Genomic DNA, 17,041 nt, shown 5'->3' on the forward strand with positions numbered 1-17,041 from the left:
ACAGGGACGTGGTTCCGGGGCGCGAATGTACCCGAAGGACGCCTGAACAACACCCGAGGGCTGCCCGTGGATCGGACGCCCTGCCCCCGGAGCTTGGAAGGCTGTCGCTAGCCCTGCACGAAGACCCGTTTCACCCGCTGGCTCACGGCGGTCAAGGCTTCGTAGGGAATGGTGCCCATGTCCCGGGCATGGTCCTGCAATGGGCGATCGGGGCCGAACACGACCACCGGGTCGCCCGCCTGGCAGGAGATCTCCGTGACATCCACCATGCACATGTCCATGCAGATGCCGCCCACGAAGGCTGCGGATCGGCCGTGGATGCGCACATGTCCCACGCCGTGGCCCAGGCTCCTGAACAGGCCGTCGGCGTAGCCGATCGGCAGCACGGCGATGCGCTGGGGTGCGTTCGCGCGATGGCGGCGCCCGTACCCCACGCTGTCCCCTGCGCGCACCTCCTTCACCTGGGCGATGGTGGTGAGGAGCCGGGCTGCGGGCCGCAGCTTGGCGCTCTCGGTGGCATCGAAGCCCACGCCATGCAGGCCGATGCCGGGCCGCACCAGGTCCAGGTGCGCCTCAGGGAAGCGGCTGATGCCGGCCGAATTGGCGATGTGGCGCTTCGGTCGGTGCGTCAGCACGGCCTCCACACGGTCGGCGGCGGCGGTGAACCGGGCCAGCTGGTCGCGGGTGAAGGCATCGTGGGCGGGATCCTCGCTGGCGGCGAAATGGCTGAACAGGGTGGCCACCCGCAGGAAGGGGGCGTGCCGCAGCGCCTCGATCGCCGCTCCCAGGTGGTCGGGGTCGAACCCCAGTCGATGCATGCCGGTGTCGATCTTCAGGTGCACCGCCGGCGCGTCGGCATGCGACCGGCCATGGTCGATGGCGGCGTGCAGCGAACGCAGATCGTACACCACCGGTTCCAGGCGGAAGCGATGCATCACCTCGTGGGGCACGGGTTCGGGGTTCATCACCAGGATGGGCAGGGTGATGCCTTCCTGGCGCAGGGCGATGCCTTCGTCCGCGTAGGCCACGCCCAGCATGTCCACCCGCTCGTAGGCGAAAAGCCGCGCCAACTCGGTGGCGCCACTGCCGTAGCCGAAGGCCTTCACCATGGCCAGCACCCCGGTGCCGGGCCGCAGCAGTCCGCGGAAGTGGTTCAGGTTGTGGCGCACGGCCTCCAGGTCGATCTCCAGCACGGTGCCGTGCACCTGTCGCTGCCAGCGTTCCACCACACGCTCAAGGCCCAGGCTGCGGGCCCCTTTCACCAGCACCGCGGCATCGCGCAGCGCATCCGTGGGCACCTCGTGCAGCAGGGCGTCCGCATCCGGGAAGAAGCGTGCATGCGGACCGAACCGCGCGGCTTGGGCGGTGAGCTGCGGCCCCACCCCCAGCAGCCGTTCCACCCGGGCGCGGTGCAACAGGCCTGCCACCCGGTCATACAGCCCGTCCTGAGCTTCGCCGCTCTCATGGATGTCGCCCAGCACCACGATCCGCTCCCGGTCGGCGGCGTGTGCGGACAGATGGTCCAGTGCGATCGCCAGTGAGGCGGTGTCGTTGCTGTACGCGTCGTTGATCAGCAGGCTGCCGTTCACCCCGTCCAGCAGCTCCAGGCGCATGGCCACCGGATGCAATTGGGGAATGTGTTCCTGCAGCCAGCCTGGCGTGCGGCCCAGATGCAGCAACAGTGTCATGCAGGTCAGCGCGTTGGCCACGCTCGCATGGTCGTCGAAAGGCAGATGCACGGCGAACACGTCCGCGTCGTGCGCCACGGTGAGCCGCAGCCCGCCCTCCACACGCTCCTCGCGGAGCAGATGCACGTAGGCCGAACCCTCCCGCGACCACGTGCGGGTCAGCAGATGCTGGTCGAGGTGCAGCTCCTTCACCGCGGCGTGCAGCGTGGCGATGTCCTGCGGATACACCAGCACCTGCGCCTCGCGGAAGAGCTCCAGCTTCTCCAGCGCCTTCGCGCGATCGGTGGTGAAGTTCTCGCCGTGGGCCGGGCCAAGGCTGGTGAACACCCCGATGGTGGGGCGGATGATGGGGCGCAGCCGGGCCATCTCCCCGGGTCGGCTGATGCCCGCCTCGAACAGGCCGAGGGTATGGCCCTCGCGCAGCCCCCACACGCTCAACGGCACGCCGACCTGGCTGTTCCAGCTGCCCGGGCTCCGCGCGATGTGCTCCTCGCGGCCCAGTGATCGGGCCAGCCACTCCTTCACCACGGTCTTGCCGTTGCTGCCCGTGATGCCCACCACGGGCCCGTGGAAGTGACCGCGATGCCAGGCCGCCAGCCGCTGCAGCGCATCCAGGGTGTCCCGCACGTTGATGGTGTTGAGCTGCTCACGCAGCTCCGCAGGTGGGGCGGTGCTCACCAGGGCGTTGCGCACTCCACGCGCCACCAGGTCGGGCAGATAGCGGTGTCCGTCGTGGCGCTCGCCCCGGAGGGCCACGAACAGGGCGTCGGGCGACAGGTGCGGCCGGCGTGAGTCCAGGACAAGGTCGGTGACAGGGGCATCGCCCAACGGTGCGTGCAACACACCGCCCACGGCCTCGGCGATGCGGCTCAACAGGTGCGGCCCCATCATCGGCGGACGGCCACCTGTCGGGCCGGTGCGTCCTGGTCCTGGCGGGCCGCCTCGAAGCAGCCGCGGCACAAGGGCACGTAGCTATCGGTCTCCCCCAGGTGGATGAGGTCGGTGCTCGCGTGGGTGCGATGGCTGAACGTGGCCAGCTGTCCGCAATGCACGCAGATGGCGTGCACCTTCGAAACGTGTTCGGCGATGGCCATCAGGTGCGGCATGGGGCCGAAGGGCCGGCCTTGGAAGTCCATGTCCAATCCGGCGGCGATCACCCGCACCCCGCTGTTGGCGAGCTGGGCGCAGACCTGCGGGAGACCCTCGTCGAAGAACTGGGCCTCGTCGATGCCCACCACGTCGATGTCGGCGGCCAGCAGAAGCAGGTTGCTGCTGTTGGGCACGGGGGTGCTTCGGATGCTGGTGGCGTCATGGCTCACCACCTCGGTGTCCGCGTAGCGGGTGTCCACGCTCGGCTTGAAGATCTCCACCTTCTGACGGGCGAACTCCGCGCGGCGCAGCCGGCGGATCAGCTCTTCGGTCTTGCCGCTGAACATGGAGCCGCAGATCACTTCGATCCAGCCCTTGCCGGGGGCTTGGCTGCGGACGCGCTCCAGGAACATTGCGGCGGGGCCTAGGGGGACGGGGCGCACATGGGTTTGCGCCCCGGCACGAAAATAGGCATCTTCGCGTTGGACCTTGGGCCATGCAGAAGGTGGATGACAAGCGGTACAAGAGGATCCAGGACCTCGTGAAGGCCTTGATCGAGGCCGAACGGGCACTGGAGAAGGGGAACTTGAACGTGGCGGGCCTCGAGCAGGCCTGCGATGATGCGCGGGAACTGTACGAGCGCCTCGTGGTGCTGCGCCACAAGGCCCGCGAAGGTGAGCGACCGCACCCGCCTGCCGCAGCGCTGGCCCTGGCGGCCGAACCGCCCGCTGGACCACCCGCGGCGGAACCCAAGGAGAACGGTCCTCCGAGAACACCGGTTCCGCCCGTTGCTCCCGTGATCCGGCTGGACACCCGCGCTGAGATCCGGCAGACCTCCTTGATCGACGCCATCGCCGAGACGGAATCCGCCCCTGTGCGGCCGCGTGCCGGGAAGCCCGCATCAGGGGCGGGCGATCGGCCCAAGAGCGTGGCCGACAAGTTGGGCGAGGCGCCCATCCCCGACCTGTCCAAGGCCATCGCGCTCAGCCAGAAGTTCTGGTTCGTGGCCGAACTCTTCGGAGGGGACCGCGTGGCCTTCGAGCAGGGTGTGGAGGCCATCAACACCGCCGCGGATGGCGACGAGGCACGCCGCTTGGTGAAGGAGCAGCTCGGAAGGCTGAAGAAGGCCCCGGACCCCGAGGCACTTCAAGCCTTTCTGGAACTCGTGGAACGTCGTCACCGCTGATGCGCATCCTCCACCTTCCTCTCCTGGCGCTCGTGGCCATGCCCGCCACCGCACAGGACGCCGCCGCCGTGCTGGCCAACGCCCGCCGTTGGGTGGACACCCTCGCCTCGCCTGCGCTGCATGGCCGCGGTTATGTGAACGGAGGTGACAGCCTCGCCGCCGAGCTCATCGCCGCCGAGTTCGACCGCCTGGGCCTGCACCGGGTCCGCGAGAGCCGGTTCGAGCCCTTCAGCTTTCCGGTGAACACCTTCCCGGATAGTGTGAAGCTCACCGTGGACGATGCACCGCTCCGGCCCGGGATCGACTTCCTCGTCGACCCCGGATCGGGAAGTGCGACGGGCCGCTACGACGTGGTTCACCTCACGCTCAACGACCTGGCCACCCCGGAACGACGCGCCATGACCATGGGCGTGGTCACCGGCAGGGCCATCGCCTTGCACCTGCCGGTGGTGCGCAGTGCCGATTCATTGGAGCTGGTGCGCAGCGTACAGGCCGACCTGCTCCACTACGGACCGGTGCTGCGCAAGGCGGCCGGCAAGCTCACCTGGGGTGTATCCCAGCAGGCCGCGCGATACCCCCTGCTGGAGCTCGCCGCAGAGGCGTGGAACGACAGTGCCGCGGTGATCGACCTGCGTGTGACCAACCGGATGCGCACGCACCACGCGCGCAACGTGTGGGGCCTGGTGAAGGGGCGCAGCAGCAGGAATCTGGTGGTGGTGACCGCCCACTACGACCATCTGGGCCGCATGGGGCCGGATGTGCTCTTTCCCGGGGCCAACGACAACGCCAGCGGCGTGAGCATGCTGGTGAACCTCGCCACCCACTATGCCCGGGCGAAGCCGCAGTACGACATGCTCTTCATCGCGTTCGCCGGCGAGGAGGCCGGCCTGGTGGGGAGCGAATGGTGCGCGGTGGACCGGGCGTTCGACCTCGGTGCCGTGAAGCTGCTGATCAACCTGGACCTGATGGGCACCGGTGACGAGGGGATCACGGTGGTGAACGCCACGGCCCAGCAGGAGGTCTTCGATGCCATGGTGGCGGGCAACGCGGCCACGGGCCGGCTGGCGCAGGTGAAGCCGCGGGGGCCGGCGTGCAACAGCGACCACTGCCCCTTCGTGAAGCGTGGCGTACCGGCCATCTTCATCTACACATTGGGCGGCATTGCGGCCTACCACGACGTGTTCGACCGCGCGGAGACGCTGCCGCTCACCGACTACCACGACGTGTATCTCTCCTTGGTGGACCTGATCAACGGGCTGAAGTGAGCGGGCGCCTGATCGTGGTGCCGACCCCGATCGGCAACCTGGAGGACATCACCATCCGTGCACAACGCGTATTGGCGGAAGCGGACGCCGTGGTGGCCGAGGACACGCGGGTGAGCGGCCGCCTGCTTCAGCATCTGGGCATCGCCAGGCCGCTCGTCAGTTTCCACACCGTGAACGAGCACCGGGTGGTGGAGCAGCTCATCGCCCGGCTGGCCCGGGGCGAACGCCTGGCACTGGTGAGCGATGCGGGCACCCCGGGCATCAGCGATCCGGGATTCCTCCTGGTGCGCGCCGCCGTGAGGGCCGGCATCGATGTGGAGTGCCTGCCCGGCCCCACGGCCTTCGTGCCCGCGCTGGTGTGCAGCGGCCTGCCGTGCGACCGCTTCGTGTTCGAGGGCTTTCTCCCCCAGAAGAAGGGCCGCCGAACCCGCCTGGAGGCCTTGCGCGACGAACCCCGCACCATCGTGCTCTACGAGAGCCCGCACCGCCTTCAACGATTGCTCGACGAACTGGCCGGGGTGATGGGTGCGGACCGGCCCGCCTGCGCGAGCCGCGAGATCAGCAAACTGCACGAGGAACATGTCCGAGGCAGCATCGCCGAACTGCGGGTGCACTTCGCCGCGCACGCACCGCGCGGTGAGTTCGTGGTGTGCGTGGGTGGCGCCCCATGATGTCCCTGCCCACCACCACCTGTTGATGCATCCGCAAGGGATCGCATTCCGGGCGCACCCCGGGCTGGTACCTTTCCCCGGTGAAGCCGTGGATGTCACTGCACGCGTGGTGCCTGCCCGTCCTGCTGATGATCGGCCCGATGCTCCTGCCCGGTGCGGCAGGAGCGCAGGTGGTCCTTTATTCCACGGTGGAGGCGTACCGCACGCACAAGGGAGAGGAGGTGGGCGCCTTCGTGGAGCTCCGCGCCGTGCGGCGTGATCACATCCTCGCGGTGGACAAGGACGGTACACGCCGCGAGGTCCCCTGCTCCACCCTATGGGGGTTCAGCTACGGCGATGTGGTCTACCGGATCAACCCCGATGAGCGCCATGCCCCGGTGCGTTTATGGACCCAGGGCGGACTCTGCTACTACGAGAACGGCCACGCTCACCTGCGCATGCAGCACGAGCGGCTCGAGCAGGTGATGTTCGCAGAGGGCCAGGGCCACCGGTCATACGTGAGCAAGGACCTGGAGGGACCGATCGTGCCGGCGGTGTTCCGCGAAGGTGACGAGCGCTCGGCCAGCGGACGGTTCCGCGCGGCGCATCCGCAGTACGCGCCGCTTTACACCTGCATTGGTGATGCGGACGATCTGGATCGCACGCGCCAATGCGTGGTGGATTTCGAGGTGATGTTGGAGGGGGAGTAGCCGCGAGCGACCTTCACCGCCTGTCCGACCACGAATGCGCGCCTGGCAACTTCATCGGCACGGTGATCCCGAACGCGGTCTGCGGCTGGTGGAGCTTGCCGATCCGCGGCCCGGACCCGGCCAGATCCTGATCCACTGCGAGGGTTTCGGCCTCAACTACGCCGATGTGATGGCCGTGCGAGGCCTCTATCGCGAGGCGCCGCCACTGCCCAGCGTGCTGGGCTACGAGGTGGTGGGCCGGGTGGTGGAATGCGGTCCGGGCACCTCCGCCGCACTTCACGGCCGGCGGGTGGTGGCGTTGACGCGGTTCGGCGGTTACGCGGAGCTGGCCCTGGCCGATGCACGGGCCTGCGCACCCATCCCGGACGACCTGCCGGCGGGCGTGGCCGCAGCACTGGCCACGCAGGGCTGCACCGCCTGGTACGCCGCGCGCATCGCCGTTCCGCTCCGGGCCGGCATGCGGGTCCTGGTGCACAGCGCCGCCGGCGGGGTGGGTCAATTGCTGGTGCAGCTGGCCCTGCAGAGCGGATGCACCGTCTTCGCCGTGGCCGGAGGCGCGGAGAAGATGGCCCACTTGCGAGCCATCGGCGTGCAACACGTGATCGACCGCAAGGCCGGGCCCTATGAGGTCGCTGTGCGGACCGCGCTCGCCGGAGCGCGCCTCGATGTGAGCTTCAACGCCGTGGCCGGGCGCACCTTCCGCACGGACATGGGCCTGATCGGCAGCGGCGGCACGGTCGTGCTCTTCGGGGGGGCCCAACGCGGCAGCGGCTCCGGTCCCTTCGCCACCCTGCGCTTTGTGTGGGACATGGGTCTGGTGGTGCCCATCTTCCTGATGATGCGCAGCAAGAGCATCGTCGGCATCAACATGCTGAAGCTCGGCGACCACCGACCCGGGCTCGTCGCCGAATGCCTTCAGGCGGTGGTGCGTGAGGCGGCCCGCGGTGCGCTGAGGCCGCACGTGCATGCCACGCTGCCGGCAACGCAGCTACCTGCGGCACTGCGGGAGCTGGGTTCAGGCCGCACCGTGGGCAAGGTGGCCCTTTCCTGGCAGGTTCCTGCTCAGGGAACGACCACCTCGGCGCGCTGATCGAGCCACGACCGGGCCTCGCGCTCATCGTGGAACACCCGCGTTTCGCTGTGGCGCGGGAAGTAGCTGAAGTAGAGGTGGGCCAGCCGCTCGTTCAACGGGCTCTGGCCGGCGAAGGCCAGCCGCCGAGTGGGACAGCCGCCATTGGCCTTGCTGTGGTCCACGTTCAGCACGTTCAGTTCGAAGTCCACCTCCGGTGGCATCACCGCCAGCACATCGGGGCTGTCCGCACCGCATAGGGTGCGTTTTGCGTTCACGACCTCGCCGATCCCCTCCACGTCCAACTTCACATCCGGCTTGAAGCGCACTTCGATCAGCTCTGCGGAGACCCGCTCCACGGTGGCTGTCGCCGTGTCGATCAGGGAAGGATGTTCGTTCATGCCCGCGAAGGTAATCGTATGCACGCATACTGATTTTTGGCTTACTCCCTCATTCACAAGAAATAACGATCGATCACCACGCCCGTTCCCGGGTGGTCCGAGGCATCGGATCAGGCAGGGTCCTAGCTTCACCGCATGACCGGTTCTCTTCGCACCGCCATGGACCTCTACTTCCGGGGAGAGCGCGCGGAGATGATCGCCTTCCTGGTCTTCGCCGGCGTGCTCGTACTGGCGGCCGGGCTGCTCTGGACGACGAGCGACCGCTTTGCGCGCTCACTGGCTTTGGTGCTCGGGTTGTGCGCTGTGATCGCCTGCAGCACGGCGATCCCGCTTCTGCTGCGTGATGGTCCGCATGCGGAGAAGCTGCGGGTTCGCCTCGCGCAAGGGGAGGAGGCCGGTGTGCGCGCGGACGAGGGCGCGCGCATGGCCGTGGTGAACCGCAATTACGCCACCTACCGCTACCTCTATGCCGCCGCCATGCTGGCCGCGTTCGGCCTCATGCTCTTCTGGCGCAATGCCACCACGTCCGGCATCGCCGTCGGGCTGCTCGTGTTCGCCGCCACGGGGCTTGTGGTGGATCATTACTCCGAGGAGCGTGCGGCAGTATACACCGCAGCGTTGCAGGCGTCCTGATCCGAGGAGGGCTTACCCGAACAGGTGCGAGAGCACCTCGTTCACCTGCGCCACCTGCACCAGTTCGATGCCCTTCACCGGACCGATGCCCTTGGTGCCCTTGGGCACGAACACACGGGCGAAGCCAAGCTTTTGTGCTTCGGCGATGCGCTGCTCGGTGCGCGTCACGGGGCGGATCTCGCCGGTGAGGCCCACTTCGCCGCAGAACGCGGTGTCCATGGGGATGGCGATGTCGGCGTTGCTGCTGAGCACGGCGCACACCACGGCCAGGTCGATCGCGGGCTCCTCCACGCGGAAGCCACCGGCGAGGTTCAGGAACACGTCCTTCTGCCCCAGGCGGAAGCCGCAGCGTTTCTCCAGCACGGCGAGCAGCATGTTCATGCGGCGCAGGTCGAAGCCGGTGGCGCTGCGCTGCGGCGTGCCATACACCGCGCTGCTCACCAGGGCCTGCACTTCGATCAACAGCGGACGCTGCCCTTCGAGCGTTGCGCTCACGGCCACACCGCTCGGGCGCTCGCGCCGGTCGCCGAGCAGCACCTGGCTGGGGTCCTCCACCGCAGCGAGGCCCGTGCCGTGCATCTCATAGATGCCCAGCTCGTTGGTGCTGCCGAATCGGTTCTTCAAGGGCCGCAGCAGGCGGTACGCATGATCGCGGTCGCCCTCGAACTGCAGCACGCAGTCCACCATGTGCTCCAGCACCTTTGGTCCGGCGATGAAGCCGTCCTTGGTGATGTGCCCGATGAGCACGAAGGGCACGTCGGTGGCCTTGGCGAAGCGCATGATCTCGGCGGTGCACTCACGCACCTGGCCCACGCTGCCCGGGCTCGCATCGAGCGTGGCGGTGTGGAGCGTCTGCACGCTGTCGATCACCACCAGCCCCGGCTCCAGCGCCTCGATGTGCTTGAAGATGTTCTGGGTGTTCGTTTCCGTCAAGACGTAACAGCTCTCGGGGTGGCGAGTGGCGAGTGACGAGTGACGAGTGGGTTCACTCGCTACTCGGTACTCGCCACTCGCCACTTGCAGCCGCTCCGCCCGCATCTTCACCTGGTGCTCGCTCTCCTCACCGGAGACGTAAAGCGTTCTCAAGTGCGGATTGCGCAAGGCGGTCTGCAGCAGCAGCGTGCTCTTGCCGATGCCGGGCTCACCGCCGATGAGCGTAATGCTGCCGGGCACAAGGCCGCCACCCATCACACGTGCAAGCTCACCGTCGCTCAGGGGGATCCGCGGACCGTCCTGCGCGGGGATATCGCCGATGGCCACGGGCTTCGGTGTGCGGCCCTTCACGCTGGCCGGGGTGCCGCGCTTCTCCTCCACGCGGTCGCGCACCTCCTCCACCAGCGTGTTCCACTGCTTGCAGCTGGGGCATTGCCCGAGCCACTGGGGGAACGCGGAGCCGCAGCTCTGGCAGACGTACTGGGAGCGGACCTTAGCCACGGCGGATCCGCTCGACCAATGCGGTGGTGGAGAAGCCGTCCACGAGCTTCAGGCTGTGCACGCTGCCGCCGCGGGCCTTCACCACGTCGGCGCCCACGATCTGCTCGGGCTTCCAGTCGCCGCCCTTGGCCAGCACATCGGGTTGGATGGCGGTGATCAGCTCCAGCGGGGTGTCCTCGTCGAAGATCACCACGGCGTCCACGCAGCGCAGGGCGGCCACCACGAGTGCACGGCTCAACTCATCGTTGAGGGGACGGTCAGCGCCCTTCCCCAATCGGCGCACACTGGCGTCACTGTTGATGCCCACCACCAGGCGATCGCCCAGCAGTGCGGCTTCCTCCAGGTAGCCCACGTGGCCGCGGTGCAGGATGTCGAAGCAGCCATTGGTGAACACGATGCGGTCCCCCTTCACCCGCCAGACATGGGCCAGACGCACGGCTCCGACGCGGTCGGTCACGTGGGGGTGAACGCTGGCGGGTGCGATGTCGGTGGTCATGGGGTGCGGCGCTTGCGGGCGACCAAAAGTAGCGAGAGGCCTCCGAGGGCGATGATCATGAGGGTTTGGGCCACCCAGAGCAGCCAGCCCATGGCCAGGGCCTCCGGGCGGATGATCCCACCGTCGCCGTCGGGCATGTATATGCTGACGATGAGGGCCACAAAGGCCGGGTAGGCGCCGATGCCACCCTGCACCAGCACGATGCCCACCGAGCCGGCGATGAACCCGGCCATCACACCGGCAGCGGGCACGTGCCTGGTCTCGGGAAGGGCCATGAAGCCCACCCAGAACATGGCCACGTACAGCGCCCAGATCAGCACGGTGTGGAAGAGGTAGGGGCCTTTGTCGGGGGTGCGCAGGATGGAACGCACGCCCTCCACGAAGCCACGCACGCCGTCCATCAGGCGGGCCCGGAGCGCCGGACGGGTGAACACCAGGTAGGCGGCCGCGAGCCCACCGATGACGACCAGACCGAGCAGCCACCAACCCAGGCCGCCGCCTTCTGAGGAGGGGTCCTGTTGCGCGCGGAAGGCGGCGATGCGTGTCCGGAAGAGGTCGAGCTTCTCGGCCTGGAGCAGGAGCGTAAGGCCGGCGATGCCCAGCAGCATCACCATGTCGACGGCCCGTTCGGCGAGGATGGTGCCGAAGCCCTTCTCGAAGGGCACGCCCTCCGCGCGGTAGAGCATGGCGGCCCGGCTGGCCTCACCGGCCCGGGGCAGCAGCATGTTCATGAAATAGCCGCCCATCACGGCGTGGTAGCAGGGCCAGAAGCCGGGCTTGTGGCCCAGGTGTCGCAGCAGGTAGCGCCAGCGCCAACCGCGGCTCACGTGGCTCAGCCAGCCCAGCAGGTTGCTCAGCACCAACCAGGGCACCGATGCGCGACCGAACGCCTCGAACAGGGCCGTGCGCTGGTCCGTGTCCAGCTGGCGGTAGAAATGCAGCACCAGCCAGATGCCCAAGGCCACGGGCACCGCCACCTTCAGGGTGCCCAGGACCGTCTTCTGCATGGGCCTACGGCTTGAGCGAATTGGTGTGCTCGTCGGGGAAGATGATGGTGGGGCGGTAGGCGCGGGCCTCCTCGAGGGTCATGTGCGCATAGGCCACCACGATCACGATGTCGCCCACGCTCACGCGGCGGGCTGCCGGGCCGTTGAGGCAGACCACCCCTGAGCCACGCTGTCCCTTGATGACGTAAGTGTAGAGGCGATCTCCATTGTTGACGTTCAGCACCTGAACCTTCTCGCCTTCCACCAGGCCGGCGGCATCGATCAGGTCCTCGTCCAGGGTGATGCTGCCGATGTAGTTGATGTCGGCCTCGGTAACACGGACGCGGTGGATCTTGGCACGGAGGACTTCGATGGTCATGGGCGGTCCGCGGATACGGGCCGCAAAGGTATCGCCCTCGGATTCAACCGCGGCGCAGTTCCAGGTTGTCGATGAGGCGCACGGGGCCCACCTCGGCGGCGATCAGGGCCACCGCCCGGTCGAGCCCGTCCCACGCCTCGAGGGGAGCCAGGGTGTCCGGGTGGGCGATGCCAAGATGGTCGAGCCGGATCTCGGGGTCCGCGGCGAGCACCTCCAGCCCGGCCTGGCGGGCCCGGTCCACGCTGCCTTGGAAGGCCGTGCGTGCAACGGCCTGCAGGGCCTGGTGCAGACGTGGTGCGCGTGCGCGGTCGGCAGGGCCCAGGCGCTGGTTGCGGCTGCTCATGGCCAGGCCATCGGCCTCGCGCAGGGTGGGGCAGGGCACGATCATCGTGGGCCAGTGCAGGGTGCGGGCCACATGGCGGATGATGGTGAGCTGCTGGCGGTCCTTCTCCCCGAAGAAGGCCATGTCAGGCCGCACATAATGGAAGAGACGTTCCACCACGTTCACCACGCCTTGGAAGTGACCGGGGCGGCTGGGACCTTCCCAATACCGATCAAGACCACCAAGGTCGTAACGCAGGGGAGGGGATCCATGGTAGAGGCCTTCCGCATCCGGCAGGAAGAGGAGGTCGCACCCGGCCTCCTGCAGAAGACGGGCATCAGCCTCAGGTTGCCGAGGGTAGCGGGCCAGGTCCTCGGGGTTGTTGAACTGCAGGGGGTTGACGAAGATGCTGGCCACCACCCGATCGCACTGCTGCCGGGCCTGCACCACCAAGGCCAGGTGTCCGGCGTGCAAGGCCCCCATGGTGGGCACGAACCCGATCCGGGCCCCCGGCCGGCGCTGTGCGGCGCTCCATGCGGCCGCTTCAGAGGGAATGGTCAGGTGGTCCATGTGGGCGGAAGTCCTTGACCGGCAGGGAGAAACGTCTGTTCGGCCGGGCGCCAAGCTAGGTCATGCGGTTGAAGGTCCGCCGGAAAGTCTATATTTTTGTACCCGTTTTCCCCCCACCCCTTCCGATGAGCCTGAAGAACGCGAAAGTCCTGACCATCGCCCAGTCGATCCACCCCTTCCTGGAGGAGCACGAGATGGCCCAGGCCACGCGCCAGCTGCCTCAAGGCATCCTGGAGTGCGGTAACGAGATCCGGGTCTTCATGCCCAAGTTCGGGTGCATCAATGAGCGGCGTCACCAGCTGCACGAGGTGATCCGGCTCAGCGGGATGAACCTGATCATCAACGACACGGACCACGCCCTGTTGATCAAGGTGGCCAGCGTACCCAGCGCCCGCATGCAGGTGTACTTCATCGACAATGAGGAGTACTTTAAGCGCAAGTGTACCTGGAACGACAAGGAAGGTGCTTTCCATGCCGATAACGACGAGCGGGCGCTGTTCTTCAGCCGCGGGGTGCTGGAGACGGTGCGCAAGCTGGGCTGGGTGCCGGACATCATCCACTGCCATGGCTGGATGACGGCCTTCGTGCCCCTTTATGTGAAGCACCACTTCAGCGACGACCCGCATTTTGAGAACGCCAAGCTGGTGTTCAGTGTGTACGATGAGAAGGCGGAGCCCCTCGACAAGGGCCTGGCGCGCAAGCTGGAGCTGGAGGGCTTCTCGAAGGACCTGTTCAAGGGTCTGGCCAAGCCCACCACCGATGAGCTCTACAAGTTCGGCATCGAGATGAGCGATGCCGTGGTGAAGGGCAGTTCGAAGCTCAGCAAGGGATTGGAGAGCGCCATCAAGGCCAGTGAGAAGCCGGTTCTGGCCTGTCCCTCGCCGGCCGACCTGATCACGGCGCACGCCGAGTTCTACCAGAGCGTACTGGAGGAAGCCTTGGTGTGACCGCCTTGGCCGCCCCGCATCCGTTCCGTTCCGAGCGCCTCGTTCTTTTCGGGGTGCTGCTGGCGCTTGGCGCGTGCAAGCGTCCGGAGGACGAGTTGGGCCGCGACCTGATCGATCCGGCCGACACGTTGGGCCTCGTGGTGTCCGACACCACCACCTTGCTGGCATGGGCGGTCCGCGAGGAGCCGGTGAAGACCAACGGGCTGAGCCGCAATGCGCTTGGCAGCTACGTGGACCCACGTTTCGGCACGGTGCACGCCCGCATCGTCACCCAGGTGCGCCTGAGCACCAACAACGTGGGCAGCGGGCAGGATAACAGTGGCCTGGTGATCGATTCGGCCGTGCTGGCCCTGCGGTTCGAGGACAGCGGTCCGGTGTACGGGGACCTGAGCGCACAGCGGTTCACGGTGCACGAGATCACCGACGCCTTGTCCTTGGACAGCACCTACAGGGTGGACGATGTACCGGGGACGATACCGCTCGACCTGGTCCGGCCACATGGTGGCCTCATTACTCCGCAGCCCGGGGTGCGCCCCGTGGTGGGAGGGGATACCCTGGGGCCCCAGCTGCGCATTCCGCTCGATCCGGCCTTTGGTCAGCGGCTGCTGGGCCGTTTCGGCACGGCGGACATGGTGGACAACGCCGCCTTCCTCAACTACCTCAAGGGCCTGCTCATCGGAGTGGACAACCCGGGTCAGCTGCCCGGGCAGGGGGGCATCCTGTACCTCAACCTGCTGCTGGCCGAAAGCAAGCTCACGCTCTATTACCGCAACACCCTGCCGGGCGTGGAGGACACGTTGAGCTTCGATCTGCTGATCAATGAGAACAGCGTGCGGTACACCCTGATGGAGCATGGACATGCCTCCGCGGTGGAACCCGGCCTTCCCGAAGCGCTGGCGGACAGCACCCTGGGCGGGACCTGCTTCGTGCAATCGCTCGGCGGCCTTCGCACCCGCATCGCCCTTCCGCACGTGCTGGATTACCCCGAGCGCGAGCTGCGTGCCCTGGCCAAGGCCGAGCTGGTGGTGCCTGTGCGAGGGGACTGGCCGGAGGGGCTGCCGCCATCTGCGACGCTCTTCCTTTTCCGGAGCAATGACGAGGGGGAGGACCTGCTGCTGCCCGACCAATTGACCTCCGGCCTTTCCATCGGTGGCGAGCTGGACGAGGACGAGAGGGTGTACCGCTTCGCCATCACCCGCTACATGCAGCGGTTGCTCAACGGGGAGTATGGCAACAGCGGCCTTTCCATCGTTCCCGGCAACGGGGGGGTGGCCGTGGACCGTACGGTACTGCGGGGTCCGGCCGACGGCGAGGACCCCATGCGGCTCATCCTTACATTTACCACATACTGAGCGGCCATGTGCGGTATCGTAGCCTACCTGGGTGACAAACAGGCCTATCCCATCCTGATCAATGGCCTGCGGCGCCTGGAGTACCGGGGCTACGACAGTGCGGGCGTGGCCCTGCTGGACGGGGATGAGCTCACGATCCACAAGTGCCAGGGCAAGGTGAGCGACCTCGAGGCCCATGTGGACGGTCGCCCGCACGCCGGCACCGTGGGCATCGGCCACACCCGCTGGGCCACCCACGGGCCGCCCAACGACATCAACGCGCACCCGCACCAGAGCACCAGCGGCGACCTGGCGCTGATCCACAACGGGATCATCGAGAACTACGCACCGATCAAGGAGGAGCTGCTCACCCGCGGGCATGTGTTCCGCAGCGATACGGACACCGAGGTGCTCGTGCACCTGATCGACGACATCCAGCGCACCGAAGGGGTGGATCTTGCGGAGGCCGTGCGGCTGGCCTTGGAGAGCGTGGTGGGTGCGTACGCCATCGTGGTGCTCGACCGCAAGGACCCGGACGTGATGGTGGCCGCCCGCAAGAGCTCCCCCCTCGTCATCGGGATCGGCGAGAACGGCGAACACTTCGTGGCCAGCGATGCCACGCCGATCGTGGAGCACACCAAGAACGTGGTGTACCTGGAGGACGGTGAGATCGCCGTGATCGACCGTCGCCAAGGCCTCAAGATCCGGAACATCAAGAACCAGGTGAAGACCCCGTTCATCCAGGAGCTGGAGATGCACCTGGAGGCGCTGGAGAAGGGTGGCTATGACCACTTCATGCTCAAGGAGATCCACGAGCAGCCGCGCAGCATCCGCGACAGCCTTAGGGGGCGGCTCAACCTGGCCAAGGGCGAAGTGGTGCTGGGCGGCATCAAGGACTACGAACAGAAGTTCGTGCAGGCCAAGCGCATCCTGATCGTGGGCTGCGGGACCAGCTGGCATGCGGGCCTGGTGGGCGAATACCTCTTCGAGGAGCTGGCGCGCATCCCGGTCGAGGTGGAATACGCGAGCGAGTTCCGTTACCGCAACCCGATCATCAACGAGGACGACATCGTGATCGCCATCAGCCAGAGCGGCGAGACGGCGGATACGATGGCGGCGATCGAGCTGGCCAAGGGGCGCGGGGCCACCATCATCGGCATCTGCAACGTGGTGGGAAGCAGCATCGCCCGGGTGACGCACGCCGGGTCGTACACGCACGCCGGACCGGAGATCGGTGTGGCCAGCACCAAGGCGTTCACCGCGCAGGTGACGGTGCTGACGCTGATGGCCCTGATGATCGGCCAGAAGCGCGGCACGATCAGCGGCAGCAAATTCCACCACCTGCTCAACGAGCTGGACGCCATCCCGGACAAGGTGCAGAAGGTGCTGGGGGCCGAAGCGCAGATCAAGTACATCGCCGACATCTACAAGGATGCCACCAACGCCCTGTACCTGGGGCGTGGATACAGTTTCCCGGTGGCCCTGGAAGGCGCCTTGAAGCTCAAGGAGATCAGCTACATCCATGCGGAGGGCTATCCGGCCGCCGAGATGAAGCACGGCCCCATCGCCCTCATCGATGAGGAGATGCCGGTGTTCGTGATCGCCACCAAGGGCGCGAGCTATGAGAAGGTGGTCAGCAACATCCAGGAGGTGAAGGCGCGCAAGGGCAAGGTGATCGCCATCGTCACCGAGGGCGACACGGTGGTGAAGGGTCTGGCGGACCACGTGATCCCCATTCCTGAGATCCCCGATCCCTTCGTGCCGTTGCTGAGCGTGATCCCCTTCCAGCTGATCAGCTACCACATCGCCGTCATGCGGGGGTGCAATGTGGATCAGCCACGCAACCTGGCCAAGAGCGTCACCGTCGAATAGCGGCTGTACCGGT

17 protein-coding genes are annotated in these 17,041 nt (G+C 67.1%); 9 read left to right on the top strand and 8 right to left on the bottom strand.

The annotated features are described in order from the left end of the window. Positions 1–107: 107 nt before the first annotated feature. Positions 108–2,561 carry a bifunctional UDP-N-acetylmuramoyl-tripeptide:D-alanyl-D-alanine ligase/alanine racemase gene (locus IPM49_12580; GenBank protein MBK9275357.1) on the bottom strand — a complete coding sequence of 818 codons (2,454 nt, stop codon included), beginning with the start codon at positions 2,559–2,561 and terminating at the stop codon, positions 108–110. Between the two features lie 14 nt (positions 2,562–2,575). After that, positions 2,576–3,190 carry a thymidine kinase gene (locus tag IPM49_12585; protein ID MBK9275358.1) on the bottom strand — a complete coding sequence of 205 codons (615 nt, stop codon included), beginning with the start codon at positions 3,188–3,190 and terminating at the stop codon, positions 2,576–2,578. Between the two features lie 83 nt (positions 3,191–3,273). Here IPM49_12585 and IPM49_12590 point away from each other — a divergent pair, with 83 nt between their 5' ends. The 5 genes from IPM49_12590 (at position 3,274) to IPM49_12610 (ending at position 7,678) form a co-directional block, all read left to right on the top strand. After that, a complete protein-coding gene (locus IPM49_12590) occupies positions 3,274–3,963 on the top strand; it encodes a hypothetical protein (protein MBK9275359.1) in 690 nt (229 codons plus the stop codon). After that, positions 3,963–5,228, top strand: a complete 1,266-nt coding sequence (locus IPM49_12595; GenBank protein ID MBK9275360.1) for a Zn-dependent exopeptidase M28 — start codon at positions 3,963–3,965, stop codon at positions 5,226–5,228. The genes IPM49_12590 and IPM49_12595 overlap by 1 nt, the downstream gene beginning before the upstream one ends. Next, on the top strand, positions 5,225–5,899 hold the full coding sequence (gene rsmI, locus IPM49_12600) for a 16S rRNA (cytidine(1402)-2'-O)-methyltransferase (protein MBK9275361.1): 675 nt from the start codon (positions 5,225–5,227) through the stop codon (positions 5,897–5,899). Before IPM49_12595 ends, rsmI begins: the two co-directional genes overlap by 4 nt. A gap of 80 nt (positions 5,900–5,979) precedes the next feature. Continuing rightward, entirely contained in the window at positions 5,980–6,588 is a 609-nt protein-coding gene (locus tag IPM49_12605) for a hypothetical protein (GenBank protein MBK9275362.1), read from the top strand. Between the two features lie 34 nt (positions 6,589–6,622). Continuing rightward, the gene (locus tag IPM49_12610; GenBank protein ID MBK9275363.1) at positions 6,623–7,678 is read left to right on the top strand and encodes a zinc-binding dehydrogenase; all 1,056 of its coding nucleotides are present in this window, start codon (positions 6,623–6,625) and stop codon (positions 7,676–7,678) included. On the opposite strand, the gene IPM49_12615 is transcribed toward IPM49_12610, so the two are convergent. Continuing rightward, positions 7,651–8,058 (bottom strand): STAS/SEC14 domain-containing protein, encoded by a 408-nt coding sequence (locus IPM49_12615; GenBank protein MBK9275364.1) that lies wholly within the window; start codon positions 8,056–8,058, stop codon positions 7,651–7,653. The genes IPM49_12610 and IPM49_12615 overlap by 28 nt on opposite strands. A gap of 135 nt (positions 8,059–8,193) precedes the next feature. Between IPM49_12615 and IPM49_12620 the strand changes: the two genes are divergently transcribed. After that, the gene (locus IPM49_12620) at positions 8,194–8,691 is read left to right on the top strand and encodes a hypothetical protein (protein ID MBK9275365.1); all 498 of its coding nucleotides are present in this window, start codon (positions 8,194–8,196) and stop codon (positions 8,689–8,691) included. 12 nt (positions 8,692–8,703) lie between these two features. Here IPM49_12620 and radA read toward each other — a convergent pair whose 3' ends face one another. Genes radA through IPM49_12645 form a run of 5 tightly spaced genes read right to left on the bottom strand, consistent with a single transcriptional unit; the run spans position 8,704 to position 12,878 of the window. After that, entirely contained in the window at positions 8,704–10,125 is a 1,422-nt protein-coding gene (gene radA / locus IPM49_12625) for a DNA repair protein RadA (protein MBK9275366.1), read from the bottom strand. Continuing rightward, positions 10,118–10,621, bottom strand: coding sequence for a D-glycero-beta-D-manno-heptose 1-phosphate adenylyltransferase (gene rfaE2 / locus IPM49_12630; protein MBK9275367.1), 504 nt, complete (start codon positions 10,619–10,621; stop codon positions 10,118–10,120). Before rfaE2 ends, radA begins: the two co-directional genes overlap by 8 nt. Next, positions 10,618–11,628, bottom strand: coding sequence for a flippase-like domain-containing protein (locus IPM49_12635; GenBank protein MBK9275368.1), 1,011 nt, complete (start codon positions 11,626–11,628; stop codon positions 10,618–10,620). The genes rfaE2 and IPM49_12635 overlap by 4 nt, the downstream gene beginning before the upstream one ends. 4 nt (positions 11,629–11,632) lie before the next feature. Continuing rightward, positions 11,633–11,986, bottom strand: coding sequence for an aspartate 1-decarboxylase (locus IPM49_12640; GenBank protein MBK9275369.1), 354 nt, complete (start codon positions 11,984–11,986; stop codon positions 11,633–11,635). A 43-nt stretch (positions 11,987–12,029) separates the two neighbouring features. Beyond that, positions 12,030–12,878, bottom strand: a complete 849-nt coding sequence (locus IPM49_12645) for a pantoate--beta-alanine ligase (GenBank protein MBK9275370.1) — start codon at positions 12,876–12,878, stop codon at positions 12,030–12,032. 131 nt (positions 12,879–13,009) lie between these two features. Here IPM49_12645 and IPM49_12650 point away from each other — a divergent pair, with 131 nt between their 5' ends. The 3 genes from IPM49_12650 to glmS are packed head-to-tail and all read left to right on the top strand — an operon-like array spanning position 13,010 to position 17,028. Then, positions 13,010–13,825, top strand: a complete 816-nt coding sequence (locus IPM49_12650; GenBank protein MBK9275371.1) for a glycogen/starch synthase — start codon at positions 13,010–13,012, stop codon at positions 13,823–13,825. Between the two features lie 53 nt (positions 13,826–13,878). Beyond that, entirely contained in the window at positions 13,879–15,177 is a 1,299-nt protein-coding gene (locus IPM49_12655) for a DUF4270 domain-containing protein (protein MBK9275372.1), read from the top strand. Between the two features lie 6 nt (positions 15,178–15,183). Next, positions 15,184–17,028, top strand: coding sequence for a glutamine--fructose-6-phosphate transaminase (isomerizing) (gene glmS / locus IPM49_12660; protein ID MBK9275373.1), 1,845 nt, complete (start codon positions 15,184–15,186; stop codon positions 17,026–17,028). Positions 17,029–17,041: the final 13 nt, after the last annotated feature.

It is taken from the genome of Flavobacteriales bacterium (genome assembly GCA_016715895.1).
GTDB lineage: Bacteria > Bacteroidota > Bacteroidia > Flavobacteriales_F > PHOS-HE28 > PHOS-HE28.

What these genes read in the sequence shown, in the direction of transcription:
- IPM49_12615 (MBK9275364.1), bottom strand. Translation starts at nt 8,058, where the DNA reads ATGAACGAACATCCTTCCCTGATCGACACGGCGACAGCCACCGTGGAG.
- IPM49_12620 (MBK9275365.1), top strand. Translation starts at nt 8,194, where the DNA reads ATGACCGGTTCTCTTCGCACCGCCATGGACCTCTACTTCCGGGGAGAG.
- rfaE2 (MBK9275367.1), bottom strand. Translation starts at nt 10,621, where the DNA reads ATGACCACCGACATCGCACCCGCCAGCGTTCACCCCCACGTGACCGAC.
- IPM49_12610 (MBK9275363.1), top strand. Translation starts at nt 6,623, where the DNA reads ATGCGCGCCTGGCAACTTCATCGGCACGGTGATCCCGAACGCGGTCTG.
- IPM49_12585 (MBK9275358.1), bottom strand. Translation starts at nt 3,190, where the DNA reads ATGTTCCTGGAGCGCGTCCGCAGCCAAGCCCCCGGCAAGGGCTGGATC.
- IPM49_12595 (MBK9275360.1), top strand. Translation starts at nt 3,963, where the DNA reads ATGCGCATCCTCCACCTTCCTCTCCTGGCGCTCGTGGCCATGCCCGCC.
- glmS (MBK9275373.1), top strand. Translation starts at nt 15,184, where the DNA reads ATGTGCGGTATCGTAGCCTACCTGGGTGACAAACAGGCCTATCCCATC.
- IPM49_12635 (MBK9275368.1), bottom strand. Translation starts at nt 11,628, where the DNA reads ATGCAGAAGACGGTCCTGGGCACCCTGAAGGTGGCGGTGCCCGTGGCC.
- IPM49_12645 (MBK9275370.1), bottom strand. Translation starts at nt 12,878, where the DNA reads ATGGACCACCTGACCATTCCCTCTGAAGCGGCCGCATGGAGCGCCGCA.
- IPM49_12590 (MBK9275359.1), top strand. Translation starts at nt 3,274, where the DNA reads ATGCAGAAGGTGGATGACAAGCGGTACAAGAGGATCCAGGACCTCGTG.
- IPM49_12640 (MBK9275369.1), bottom strand. Translation starts at nt 11,986, where the DNA reads ATGACCATCGAAGTCCTCCGTGCCAAGATCCACCGCGTCCGTGTTACC.